The organism is Ammoniphilus sp. YIM 78166, from assembly GCF_004522215.1.
GTDB lineage: Bacteria > Bacillota > Bacilli > Aneurinibacillales > RAOX-1 > YIM-78166.
Genome location: NZ_SDLR01000002.1, coordinates 1029317 through 1042846 on the forward strand (window position 1 = coordinate 1029317; position 13530 = coordinate 1042846).

Below are 13530 nucleotides of genomic sequence, written 5' to 3' on the forward strand. Positions count from 1 at the left end.
GTTTTATGGTTACCAGTATCCTCCATAAATAGTCTTGTTTTAAAAAAGTTGGGATTTAGTAGTCTTGCCAGTGATTACGGTATTCGGTAGGGGTCGCTCCTTCCCATTTTCTAAATACGCGAGTGAAGTAGCCTGCATCCTCAAACCCCACCGCTCCAGCTATCCAATCGATGGACATTCTGTCTTTGCGCAGCATCCACTTCGCTTCTTCTATTCGCAGTTGTTGAAGATAATGAGTTATGGTCAGACCGGTTTCCTTTTTGAATTGTCTTGATAGGTGTGCTGGATGTACAGCACAGTCCGCAGCCAGTTTCTGAATCATCAAAGGTTTATTGTATTCCACGGACAAATAGGCAATTACTTTTTGCACTAAGGAAGAATAGCCCAAAACTGTCCTCTTTTTCACTAGGTCACAATATTCGTCGCCCATCGTGTCAATCAATTTCGTCAAGGCATTAATGCTATCCACTCGCTCAATTTGGATGGCAAATTTCTCAGAAAGAACATGCAGATAAAAGGGCGGAACTCCGCCATTTTCCGCCGCGATTCGCAGCATGGTATTTAAAACGATGAGCATGTTTTTCATCGCACGTACCGGCTGGTTGGGAAAACGCTCGGTAAAATCAAATAAGCCGCGGCTTTGCTCCGTAATCGATCGCAATTCTTCTTTATTTCCTTTCGTTACAGCGTGCATCATATCTCGGCTGAATTGGTATCGCAGATTAATCAGCTCATGATCATGCTCATGAAGCTGTTCGAAAGAGTGCTGTTCAGAAGGAAACTTGTGGGGTTCCGCTGTGTCTATCCCATGCACCGGGGCTTGGCGAATCCCCCGGGCTTGCTCAAGAATATTTAGGATTCCTTGCCATTTTTTCTGGCTGATAAGCGGTAAAGACCTGAAAAAGGCATCTAGTAGGATTTGGGTTGCCTGATCAAGATGAAACTGGTGAAAAAGCTTGTTTAAATCTGGCATTTGGCTTAGGAAGGGACCGAGGACGAACAAGCTGGCATCGGGATCCCGGCCATCAAAGCCGCCAGCCGCATAGGTTAAGCCGAACTCATTCGTATACAAGAAGCATACGCCTGGACGATTCTGTGCCTCTGCAATTAAATCCTTGAAGGCTTTTGCCTGAGGTTCCAAAAGAAAAGGTGGCAACGAATACCGTTGATAGGCTTGCGTGACCCCTCCTGCGGAATTAAGCAAAAACGAGTTGATGTCCGATAAGTGAAGAAGTGTCAACAAGGTTGTCGAAAATGAAAGAGAAGAATGGGTCATGTTGGTTATTTCCCTCCACGTTAAATGTATCCTATAAAAGCAATCTTTATCCTTTTTGTCTCTAGGCGATGTAAGTATAATCTGTTTTATAGACACTTACAAACTTCACTTACTATCGAAAGGAGCCAAAGAGATGTTATATCCTATCATGACAGATACACGGGCACTCATCGATTTAAACGGCATTTGGAACTTTAAGCTAGATACGGGAACAGGAATTCAGGAAAAATGGTATGAGGAAAAATTGAACGGCACGATGAGGATGGCTGTTCCCTCTTCCTATAATGATATAGGGGTAACAGCAGATATCCGCAATCATGTCGGATGGGTCTGGTATGAAAGGGAATTTTCCGTCCCGACATTGTTGAATTCCGAACGTATCGTATTGCGGTTTGGTTCCGCTACCCATACAGCCAAGGTTTATGTAAACGGTGAACTGGTTATGGAGCATAAGGGCGGCTTTACTCCCTTTGAGGCGGAAATTAACGCCTATTTGCAAGCAGGCAAAAACCGTTTGACCGTTGCCGTCAATAACATTGTGGATGAAACGACCCTTCCGGTTGGCATTTATACGGAACGCGAGGTACCTGGAGTGGGTAAGGTTATCCGGAACAGCCCGAATTTTGACTTTTTTAACTATGCAGGTCTTCATCGGCCGGTAAAGATCTATACAACTCCGTGGATCTATGTCCAGGATGTCACGATTGTCACCCAAATTGAAGGCGCTTCCGGTATTGTAAGCTATCAGGTAGCTGCTGTGGGGGAAGCACAGGTTAAGATAACGGTAGTGGATGAGTCTGGAGCGATGGTTGCCGAAACCACCGGTTCAGAAGGGACGGTAAAGATCCCGAATGTCAGGTTGTGGGAGCCGTTAAATGCTTATTTATACACCCTTCGCGTAGAACTTCTAGAGGACGGACAAATGGTAGACGTCTATGAGCAGCCGTTTGGCGTGCGGACGGTAGAAGTGAAAGAGGGCCAATTCCTGATAAATAATAAACCTTTTTACTTTAAAGGTTTCGGGAAGCATGAAGATGCGCCTGTCCATGGCAGAGGATTTGATGAAGCCGTCAACGTCATGGATTTCCAACTGATGAAGTGGACAGGGGCCAATTCCTTCCGGACTGCTCACTATCCGTATTCGGAGGAGTTGATGCGTCTTGCGGATCGAGAGGGCTTTGTCGTGATCGATGAAACCCCTGCTGTGGGCGTGCACTTGAACTTCATGGCGACCTTATTTGGAAAAGGTGAGTTTAGAAACACATGGGAAAACATTCAAACGTATGAGCATCATGCCCAGATCATTAAGGAACTCGTCGCCCGAGACAAAAATCACCCCTGTGTGGTCATGTGGTCGATCGCCAATGAACCGGCTTCCGAAGAAAAGGGAGCAGATCAATACTTTAAGCCGCTTGTGGAGTTGACTAAAGAATGTGATCCGCAAAAAAGGCCGGTAACGATTGTCACCCATCTGTGGTCTACGCCAGATACATGCCAAATCGCGGAACTCGTCGATGTGCTTGCCTTAAACCGCTATTATGGATGGTATATTGAGGGTGGAGAATTTGAAATGGCTAAGCTAAAGCTTCGCGAGGAATTTGATGGATGGCGGAAGCGCTGCCCAGGCAAGCCTATCATCATGACCGAGTATGGTGCAGATACCGTTGCGGGGCTACACGATGTGGATCCCGTCATGTTTACGGAAGAATACCAAGTCGAGTATTTGAGAGCTAATCACGAAGTGTTTGATGAATTTGAAAATTTCGTTGGCGAACAGGTATGGAACTTTGCAGATTTCAGTACGAGCCAAGGGATTATTCGCGTACAAGGAAATAAGAAAGGGATTTTCACTCGCGAACGCAAACCGAAGTATGCAGCCCATGAATTGCGCAAGCGCTGGACAGCTATTCCGGACTTTGGATATAAAGCATAGAAGGAGGTGCTCTTACTTAAGAGCACTGCCATCTTTTTGGAAAAGGGGGAGTTCACATGTCACACTATCACACCTCAAAAGTTTGGAAAATTGGACTTTTTGCTTTAAACAATACCGCAACTAACTTATATTTTTTTGCCATGATGTTTGTTTCTTATTATGCAACCGGTGTTGCGGGATTGTCGGTGGTGATTATAAGTACCGTCATCACAGCCATGCGAGTGTTTGATGGCTTTACGGATCCTATCATTGGGTTTCTCCTGGATAAAACGGAATCGAAGTTTGGTAAGTTCAGGCCTTTCATGATTTTAGGAAATGCGATTTTAGCCGCATCTTTATTAACCATTTACAATGTTACGCACCTCTTGCCAGAAGCACTACAACTGATCTTTTTTATTGCCATCTATTCCATTTACATTATTGGTTACACCTTTCAGACAGCGGTTACAAAGGCAGCACAAACGGTGTTGACAAACGATCCAAAACAACGTCCACTCTTTTCAATCTTCGACGCAACTTACAATACCCTATTATTTGTCGGTGGACAAATCCTGATTGCCTCCTACTTGGTTCCTAAGTATGGCGGGTTTAATATGGGATTGTTCACAGAGTTTAATACGTACATCATTGTCGCTTCAGCTCTATTCACGGTTTTAGCTGTGATAGGAATAGGGGAGAAGGACCGCAAAGAGTTTTTTGGTTTGGGAGAACGGACGGTAAGAACCCAATTCCGGGATTACTGGCCTATTCTTAAGGGAAACAGGCCGATGCAAATGCTAGTCATCGCAGCTTCTACGGATAAATTAGCAGCAAGCGTGAAGCAACAACCGGCTGTACCCATCATGTTTTTCGGAATTTTGATTGGAGATTATGCGCTTAGCGGAACAGTCTCGCTTATCACGATTATTCCTACTCTGGTCATTTCTTATATTGGGCTTGGTATGGCTAGACAGATTGGGTTGAAAAGATCCTTTGTGGGAGGTACATGGTTATCTTTGATTACAGCCTCCGCTCTGGCCGTGTTTATCTTAATGATTGATCCTACTACGATCTCTCTTTCGAACCTCGGGGTGGTAACGGTTGTTTTTCTGGTTTTATATAGCCTGAATATGGGATTCACTCAATTGACTACGAATATGGTGATACCGATGATTGCCGATTGCGCAGATTATGAAACTTACCAAACAGGCCGTTTCATTCCTGGGATGCTGGGAACAGTCTTCTCCTTTGTTGATAAGCTGATCTCTTCTTTATCCGCAACCCTTGTAGGCGTGTTGCTCGCATGGATTGGTTTTAGAGAAGTTTTCCCACAAGTTGGGGATCCACTGACGAGCCCATTACTAGTCATGACCTTTGTGCTGTTTTTTGGCATTCCGATGTTTGGTTGGATCGCTTCCCTTATCTCCATGAAGTTTTATGCACTGGATAATAAAAAGATGGCTGAGATACAAGCCGCTATCGCGGAAAAGAAAAATAAGGAAAATGAAAGCGATTTAAATTCTTCCGTATTAACGGCTACAGGTACAGAAAAAGGGATATAAAAAATTTTCAAATTTAGGAGGGATGAGAAGATGAGAATGGGATTCCGATGGTTTGGACAAGAAAATGACCGGATTCCGTTAAGCCATATTAAGCAAATTCCTGGCGTGGAGGGCGTGGTTTGGGCTCTCCATGATATTCCGGCAGGCGAAGAATGGCCGATGGAGGAAATTCTTAAAGTCAAAAAACAAGCGGATGAATACGGGCTCAACATCGAGGTGGTGGAAAGCGTCAATGTGCATGAAGATATTAAGCTGGGTCTTCCCACAAGAGACCACTATATAGAAAATTATAAACGAACGATAGAAAAGCTGGCCAAAGTCGGGGTAAAGGTCATTTGCTATAACTTCATGCCGATCTTTGATTGGACAAGAACCGATTTGTATGAAGAAATGGAGGATGGTTCTACCGCTTTATTTTTTGAGAAAGCAAAGGTAGTACAAATGGATCCACTGGAGTTGGTGAATAAAATATCGGAATATTCTCGGTTCATCATGCCAGGTTGGGAACCTGAGCGGCTGAAGGATCTTTCCTTGCTCTTTGAAGCTTATAAAAATGTAGGGGAAGAGGATTTGTGGAACAACCTGAAATATTTCCTGGATCAAATTATCCCGGTTGCAGAGATCAATAGTATCAAGATGGCGATCCATCCCGACGATCCGCCGTGGTCCATTTTTGGACTTCCAAGAATCATGACCAATAAAGAGAATATTCGAAGATTCTTAAACTTAGTGGATAGTCCATACAATGGATTAACCCTGTGCAGCGGTTCTCTAGGAGCAAATCCGCATAATAATGTTCCGGAGATGGTGAGGGAATTTGCTGACCGAATCCATTTTGCGCACATTCGGAACGTCAGAATTTATGAGAACGGCGACTTCATTGAGACCTCTCACCGGACGCAAGACGGTTCGGTTGATATTTACGAAGTCGTCAAAGCCTATCACGATCATGGTTTTACCGGGTATGTACGACCTGACCATGGAAGACATATCTTCGACGAAGAATGTCGTCCGGGTTACGGTCTATATGATAGAGCCCTTGGCATTATGTACTTGTGGGGAATCTGGGATTCTTTAAGTCGAGCTAAATTATAAGGAGAGGGAATTATGCTGGCCATCAATGAAAATCTCAAAGGAAAAGTAGCTGTCGTCACTGGAGGCGGAGGGGTTCTATGCGGTGCGATGGCTATGGAATTGGGCAGGCAGGGAGTTAAAGTAGCCATCTTGAATCGAACATTAGAAAAAGGGGAAAGGGTAGCGGAGGACATTAGACGTGCGGGTGGTGAGGCTATCGCTATCGCTTGTGATGTATTAGACGCAGAGAGTGTAAAAAATGCGGAAGAGATGGTAAGCCAACAGTTTGGCGAGTGTGACATCCTCATTAATGGTGCAGGTGGAAATCATCCGAAGGGCGTGACAACCAAGGAGAATCTTAAGAAAGAGGATCTGGGCGAAACCCGTCTCACCACGTTTTTCGACTTAACCAAGGAAGGCTTCAACCATGTTTTTGATTTGAATATTCTTGGAACGCTCATTCCTACCCAGATATTTTCAAAGAAAATGATCAATAAGACAGGAGCCATTATCATCAATTTAACATCCATGAGCGCATATTCGCCGCTGACAAAGGTTCCTGCTTATAGTGCAGCTAAAGCAGCAGTCAATAACTTTACGCAATGGTTAGCCGTTCATTTGGCTGAGACGGGTATCCGAGTCAATGCCATTGCTCCCGGCTTTTTCTTGACGGAACAAAATCGAAGTCTCTTAACACATGAAGACGGCTCCCAAACGGAGAGATCGGAGAAAATCCTCTCGCACACTCCCATGCGCAGATTCGGATCACCTGCAGATCTCTTAGGGACGATGATCTGGCTGGCAGATGAGAACATGTCAGGCTTCGTCACAGGCATTACGATTCCTGTAGATGGGGGATTCATGTCTTATTCGGGAGTTTAACTTTTATAAAAAGACCTAATGGCATGTAAAGATGACATTACATGCCATTAGTCTCCCCATTTCTCCGCCCAACTCTGTATATCCTTATTACTTTTTTACTGTTGAGTACTTGACGTAATTAAGTAAATTAATATATACTAACTTACGAAATACAAGTAAGTTTATGGTCTTTGAATTTTAATCATGCTACTCCGCAAAGGTAGCAGTTTTTTCGGGCCTAAGGCTTACTAAAAGTAAACTGAATATAAATCATAAGTAGAGGAGGATGAGTAATGGTACAAAAATATGAATGGAGTTTGTTGATTCTTCGTGTGGTTTTAGGGGTTACGTTCTTGATCCATGGTGTCGCTAAATTTCAAATGGGTCTTGGTAATGTAGCTGGTTGGTTTGATAGTATTGGGATTATGGGTTTCTTAGGTTACGTTGTTTCTTTCATTGAACTCCTTGGAGGAATTGCTTTAGTCTTAGGGTTTGGAACTAGAATAGTATCAGCGCTCATTGCGTTCGTCTTGCTTGGAGCTATCTTTACAGTAAAATTATCTGTGGGCTTTATGGGAGATGGACAGATGGCAGGCTATGAATTGGATTTAGCTTTATTGGCTATGGCCGTTGTGCTTACTATGAGTGGGAGCCAGTTATATGCTTTAGAGAATAGAATTTTTGGAATTAATAAAGAAGAAGGGGTAAGGAACGTTTCCTAAATTTCAAAAATGGACAGTGGAAATGAGATACTGTCCATTTTTTTGATTGGAGGTCATAAGATGAAAAGTCCTTTACAATATAAGATTTTTCTTCCTGCCAATAGGGAAGAAGGAAAAAAATATCCTGTTATATACGTCATGCATGGTATCGGAAGCAATGAAGAAAATAGTTTGGGTCTGGTTCAGGAACTAAGAAATGATTTTATTCTTATAGGCATCCGTGGTCCGATTCCACAAGGAAATGGGTTCGCTTATTTTACCATTCAAGGATATGGAAATCCTCACAGAGAGGTATTTGATACAAGCATACAGCTGTTGGAATCCTTCATTGAATACGCGGGTAACACGTACCCCATTGACCAAGCGCAACAATATCTTTTGGGCTTTAGTCAGGGAGCTATTTTATCCATGACGCTTGCCCTTACATTAGGTAACAAAATAAAAGGAATTGTAGCATTGAGTGGATATGTTCCCAAATTCGTCAAAGAAGAATATCCATTGAAGCCAGTGGATGATGTATCCATCTATATTTCACACGGAGAATTTGACCCGATTTTCCCTTTGCAAATTGGAAGAGAAAATGAGGAATTCTTTAAAGCTCGAAGCCAAAATGTACGCTTTACTTCCTATCCTGTCGGACATGAGGTTTCTTTTGAAAATCAAAAAGACTTTATCCATTGGATTTATCAGGCATAAAAAACTTCCTCTAAAAGCGTTATGGCTACTTTGAATTTACTCCGATAGGAGTTTTTTTTTATACAGGAGGTGAGAAGATGGATTTACACACGGATGTTTGTATTGTCGGTGCCGGACCAGCAGGAGCATTACTCGGATTTGTTTTAGCAAGTCATGGGATTTCAACGGTTCTTATCGAACGATACGGAAGCGTTGAGAAGGAATTTCGCGGGGAGCATTTAAATTCTGATGCGGTTCAAGTTTTAAAAAAATATAGGGTGTTCGAAAAGATAAAAGAACGTGGAATTTTAGCCATGAAGCGGGTCGAGTATTTTTATCAGAATCAACGAATCAAAGTGATGGATCTTGACGAAGAAGAAGGCAATGTAAGCATTCATTTTCCACATGGAAATTTACTTCAAGTCCTCATAGAAGAATCCAAGAAATATGAAAACTACAGGATTTTAATGAATACAACAGTCTTGGATTTATGTCAAAATAAAGAAGGAAGTTATATAGGTTTAACAGCTAAAAGTGGTGATGAAATCATAACCATTCATAGCCATTGTGTTATAGGTGCTGATGGTCGTTATTCTACCGTTCGTAAAATAGCAGACATTCCTACAGAAATCATCAAGCATGGCTATGACGTTTTATGGGCAAAAATCCCCGCTCCTACCCATTGGGACCCAACAATAAGGTTAGCTCTAGTTAATCATAAACAACTGGCTTTATTTACTCAAACAGGTGGCTTTCTTCAAATTGGCTGGAATATCGAAGAGGGGGCTTACTTTGACCTTATCAAACAACCCTTTGAGCCATTTATCACAGAACTCTTGGAGGTATTTCCAGAGTTGACCAATACCGTTAGAAGTAACATTCAATCGTGGAGGGACTTTGTAAACCTTCGTGTTCAAAGCTGCCGTTGTTCGACGTGGGTCAAAGACGGATTGTCTATCCTGGGGGATGCCGCCCACACGATGAGTCCAACAGGGGCAATAGGAGTAAGTGCCGCACTGAAAGATGCTGATATTCTAGGAGAAATTCTAATTGAAGCTTGCAAGCAAAATGATTTCAGCACCTTTAAGCTGAAGGAATTTGAACATAGACGAAGAGATGAAATTGAAAAACTGCAAGCTGAACAGTTAGAAAAAGAAGTGAATTATGTTTAGATCCAAACCCCACTCTGGTATAATCTTAAATCATGTCCTAAAGGAATCAGAAGGAGCATAGAAGGATTATGCATAGAATTGGAGTGGTCGGTCCATCCGAATCCGTAGACCGGATACTAGAGGTTGCCAATGAATATGAGCATGAGATCAAATTTATCCCATTTCCCTATGAGGAATCCAGGGAAGCGAAATTGATTGTGGAAGAACATCATCATGAAGTGAATGGCTGGTTCTTTTCAGGCCCCATTCCTTATAATATGGCCAAAAAGGTACTGGGCCCAAATGCAGATTACGTCTATTCTCCTAATACGGGATCAAGTCTCTATCGATGTCTTTTGCAGCTGTTCCATCATCACGAGCAAGCGTTGCAGGGAATATCGATCGATATGATTGAAACGGAGGATATTTCTGAATCACTGAATGAACTGGAGATTCCCATTCGCGATCTTTATGTAGAATTATTTGACGAGGAGTATAACCCTCAGGAGCTGGTTCAATTTCATCTTCAATTATGGAAGGACGGAAAAACCAAAGGGGCCTTAACCACCTTGAGTTCCGTTTACCATGCCTTAAAGAATGAAGGAGTCCCCGTTTTTCGAATTTTCATTACCAAAATGGAAATCAGACAAGCTCTGAAAATTATTATCGAGAAAGTAAAAAGTTCTTACTTTAAGGATACCCAAATTGGTGTGGAAATCATTGAATTTACTCAATATGAGCAAATTGCGGAAAAGGTTCAGACAAGGGTCCAGCTGCAACAGTTAGAATTGAGAATCAAGCAGACGCTTCTCCATCTATGTGAAAAATTAGATGGTTCATTCATGGAAATTGGCGACGGGCGCTATCAGATTTTTAGTTCGCGTGGTGCCATTGAACGGGAAATTGACATGCTGCAATCGTCTGTTCAACAATTAATCCTGGATGCTGGAGTTCCTGTAGCAGTCGGCATCGGGTTTGGAGAGACGGCCTCCTCAGCGGAGATGAATGCCTATAAAGCCGTTCAATTTTCAAAAGAAAAAGCGAATCATGGAATTAGCATCGTTCAGGAAGATGGCACGATCATTGAATCGGTCGGCCAAGACGAAGAATTAGCCTATGCTTACCGATCCCATGATAAAGGACTTCTGGAGAAACTGCATCAGGCAAACATCAATATTAAAACATACAGCAAGATAGAGGCTCTTATCCATCGTATGGGCTGGGAGGGCTTCACCACGGCGGATCTGGCTTCCCATTTATCGATGACGAAACGGAATGCTCAGCGAATCGTGGCTAGTTTATGTGAATTCGGTCTTGCGGAAATTGATGGGGAGGAGTCCCATTCTACACGAGGAAGGCCGAGTAAAATATATCGATTAACAAAATAATGCCACTCAATGACACCCAATATTGGGTGTTTTTTCTTTGTATTGATTAAACGATTGTAAGCGTATATAATAAAAACAAATAACGAAATTATCGCTTAGTGTTCGTTAAATTTCGAAATGAATATGTGACGAAAGGATTTGTTTATATGTCTATTATAGAAAAACACTTAATCAATGAATGGGTAAATTCGGTGGAGGACGATGTGATCAGATGGAGAAGATATTTTCATAGAAACCCTGAATTATCGTTCCAAGAAGAAAAGACAGCTCAATATGTTTATGAGACCCTCCAATCGTTTGGAAACCTAGAAATTTCGCGGCCTACGAAGACAAGTGTGGTGGCGCGTCTCATCGGGAAACAACCGGGTAAGGTTCTCGGTTTGCGAGCGGATATGGATGCGCTTGCGATTCAGGAGGAGAACGACTTTGAATTCGCTTCCCAGATCCCTGGAGTGATGCATGCCTGTGGACATGACGCTCATACAGCCATGCTGTTGGGGACCGCCAAGATTCTTGTTTCAATGAAAGATCAAATCAAGGGCGAGGTCCGCTTTATCTTCCAACACGCGGAAGAAATACATCCAGGCGGAGCCCAAGAAATGGTGAGAGCCGGAGTGTTGGATGGGGTTGATCTCATGATCGGTATCCATCTGATGTCAACGATTCCAGTAGGGAAAATTGGCCTTATTTACGGACCGGTTACAGCGAATTCAGACCGATTCAACATTACGATCCAAGGGAAGGGTGGACATGCCTCCCAGCCAGAATTGACGATTGATCCGCTGGCCATTGGCGCCCAAGTGGTTACGAATTTGCAGCAAATTGTAGCTAGAAATACATCGCCACTTGATAAGTTGGTCGTTTCTGTGACCAATTTCCAAGCGGGGAACGGTGCTTATAATGTCATTCCGGATACGGTGAAATTAAGCGGATCGGTTCGCAGTTTTGGGAAGGAAGTACGGGAACATACGGTAAAAACGATGGAGCAGATCATTAAAGGGATCACCGAGGCGCATGGAGCGACCTATGAATTTGACTATTGCCATGGTTACGGTTCCGTAGTAAATGACGAAAATGTTACCAAGCTTATGGAAGATACAATAGTAGAAAGATGGGGACAAGATCGACTATTGCCTATGTCGCCATTAATGGGTGGAGAAGATTTTTCCGCTTTTGCGGACAAGGTCCCTAGCTGCTTCTTACTTGTGGGAGCAAGAAATGAAGAGAAGGGAATCATCTATCCACATCATCACCCGCGTTTTACAGTGGATGAAGACTCTCTTCGGGATGGCGTGGCCCTGTTTGTTCATGCGGTACAAAAGATTCTAACATCAAATAAAAATAAGGGGGATTGAAGATGGTCAGAAAACCAGTAGACGCGCAGCCGCCCATTCCTGAATTTGAACAAAAGGGGATTCTGAAATGGATTGAAAAGACGGGAAACAAGTTTCCCCATCCATTTATGCTATTTGTATATTTATGTGGCATTTTTATCGTCATCTCCGCGGTCTTAGGCGCGATGAAAGTATCTGTTGTTCATCCGGGAACGGGTGAAACGGCCACCGTCAAAAGCTTGTTAAGCCAAGAAGGCGTACATTGGATTCTTACGAATATGCTGAAGAACTTTACGAGTTTTCCTGCACTTGGCTTGGTATTGGGGATGACGCTCGGAATTGGTATAGCCGAAAAGGTCGGTTTGATTCAAGGGGTTCTGCGTGCTTTGATTTCGAAGGTGCCGAAGGCAATGCTTAGTTTTGCGGTTGTGTTAATAGGGATATTGGGAAACTTGGCTTCAGATGCAGCCATCGCCATCATTCCACCTATGGGTGCCATGATCTTCCTTGCCATGGGGCGCCATCCTCTTGCCGGGTTTGCAGCTGGTGTAGCGGGATGGGGAGCAGGTTTTACGGCAAACCTATTTATTGCCGGGACGGATGCCCTGTTGTCCGGAATTAGTACGGAAGCGGTAAAAACGGTCAACCCGGACTTTGTTGTTACGCCGATTGATAACTGGTTTTTCATGTCTGCATCCGTTTTTATTCTAGCCATCCTTGGCGCATGGGTTACCGATAAGTTGGTAGAACCACGATTGGGCACCTACCAAGGAGATCACATCAAGATGGAGGCATTCACGGCAAAAGAAAGGCGCGCATTAAAGGCAACTGGAATAACAGCTCTTATTTTTATCGCCATTATTGCTTTATTAGTGGTTCCGGAAGGTGCATTTCTTCGTGATCCGAAAACCGGGGGAATCCTGACTTCTCCATTTTTAAAAGGTATCATTCCGATTATTCTATTATTCTTCATTGTAACATCAACGGTATACGGTAAAATCGTGGGGGTTATCCAAACTTCATCGGATATTCCTAAGTTAATGACCGAATCGATGAAAATGATGGCCGGTTTTATTGTATTAGTCTTCGCCGCTTCTCAATTCATCGCTTTCTTTGATTGGACCAATGTTGGAATTGTCATGGCCGTCAATGGGTCAGAGTTTTTAAAGAGTATCAATATGACTGGATTTTCCGTGATTGTTGTGTTCATACTGTTTGTGGCCATCATGAATCTATTCATTGCAAGCGGTTCCGCCATGTGGGCGATGTTAGCGCCGGTGTTCATTCCTATGTTCATGCTATTGGATTATCATCCTGCCTTTGTCCAAGTCGCTTTCCGTGTGGCCGATTCGTCGACCAATATGATCACGCCGATGAATCCCTATTTACCACTGGTTTTAGCGTATTATCAGCAGTATAAGAAGGATTCTGGAATGGGGACGGTCTTTTCCACCATGATGCCTTATGCGATCTTGTTCTTGCTGATTTGGATCGTGCAGATGGCCGTCTGGTATTTCCTTGGATTGCCTTTTGGGCCAGGGGTTTATGCCAAGTAGAGGATTAATCTTATAAGGG

The 13530-nt window shown here is 43.2% G+C and carries 11 protein-coding genes; 10 read left to right on the forward strand and 1 reads right to left on the reverse strand.

The window, feature by feature from the left end:
- Nucleotides 1-55 precede the first annotated feature (55 nt).
- Nucleotides 56-1276, reverse strand: coding sequence for an AraC family transcriptional regulator (locus tag EIZ58_RS11215; protein WP_134700869.1), 1221 nt, complete (start codon nucleotides 1274-1276; stop codon nucleotides 56-58).
- Nucleotides 1277-1409: 133 nt separating this feature from the next.
- On the opposite strand from EIZ58_RS11215, the gene uidA reads away from it, so the two are divergent.
- From uidA to EIZ58_RS11265, 10 genes are all read left to right on the forward strand, one after another.
- Nucleotides 1410-3209, forward strand: a complete 1800-nt coding sequence (gene uidA / locus EIZ58_RS11220) for a beta-glucuronidase (RefSeq protein WP_134700871.1) — start codon at nucleotides 1410-1412, stop codon at nucleotides 3207-3209.
- Between the two features lie 56 nt (nucleotides 3210-3265).
- A complete protein-coding gene (locus tag EIZ58_RS11225; RefSeq protein WP_134700873.1) occupies nucleotides 3266-4750 on the forward strand; it encodes an MFS transporter in 1485 nt (494 codons plus the stop codon).
- Between the two features lie 30 nt (nucleotides 4751-4780).
- On the forward strand, nucleotides 4781-5845 hold the full coding sequence (gene uxuA / locus EIZ58_RS11230) for a mannonate dehydratase (protein WP_134700875.1): 1065 nt from the start codon (nucleotides 4781-4783) through the stop codon (nucleotides 5843-5845).
- Between the two features lie 12 nt (nucleotides 5846-5857).
- Nucleotides 5858-6706: an SDR family oxidoreductase gene (locus EIZ58_RS11235; protein WP_134700877.1), complete on the forward strand. Its 849-nt coding sequence runs from the start codon at nucleotides 5858-5860 to the stop codon at nucleotides 6704-6706.
- A 272-nt stretch (nucleotides 6707-6978) separates the two neighbouring features.
- The gene (locus EIZ58_RS11240) at nucleotides 6979-7407 is read left to right on the forward strand and encodes a DoxX family protein (protein ID WP_134700879.1); all 429 of its coding nucleotides are present in this window, start codon (nucleotides 6979-6981) and stop codon (nucleotides 7405-7407) included.
- A 60-nt stretch (nucleotides 7408-7467) separates the two neighbouring features.
- Nucleotides 7468-8103 carry an alpha/beta hydrolase gene (locus EIZ58_RS11245; RefSeq protein ID WP_134700881.1) on the forward strand — a complete coding sequence of 212 codons (636 nt, stop codon included), beginning with the start codon at nucleotides 7468-7470 and terminating at the stop codon, nucleotides 8101-8103.
- 77 nt (nucleotides 8104-8180) lie between these two features.
- The gene (locus EIZ58_RS11250) at nucleotides 8181-9254 is read left to right on the forward strand and encodes an FAD-dependent monooxygenase (protein ID WP_134700883.1); all 1074 of its coding nucleotides are present in this window, start codon (nucleotides 8181-8183) and stop codon (nucleotides 9252-9254) included.
- A gap of 68 nt (nucleotides 9255-9322) precedes the next feature.
- Nucleotides 9323-10621, forward strand: coding sequence for a helix-turn-helix domain-containing protein (locus tag EIZ58_RS11255; RefSeq protein ID WP_134700885.1), 1299 nt, complete (start codon nucleotides 9323-9325; stop codon nucleotides 10619-10621).
- A 146-nt stretch (nucleotides 10622-10767) separates the two neighbouring features.
- Complete coding sequence (locus EIZ58_RS11260; RefSeq protein WP_134700886.1) at nucleotides 10768-11976, forward strand: M20 family metallopeptidase; 1209 nt, start codon at nucleotides 10768-10770, stop codon at nucleotides 11974-11976.
- Nucleotides 11977-11978: 2 nt separating this feature from the next.
- A complete protein-coding gene (locus tag EIZ58_RS11265) occupies nucleotides 11979-13511 on the forward strand; it encodes an AbgT family transporter (protein ID WP_134700887.1) in 1533 nt (510 codons plus the stop codon).
- The last annotated feature ends 19 nt before the right edge of the window (nucleotides 13512-13530 follow it).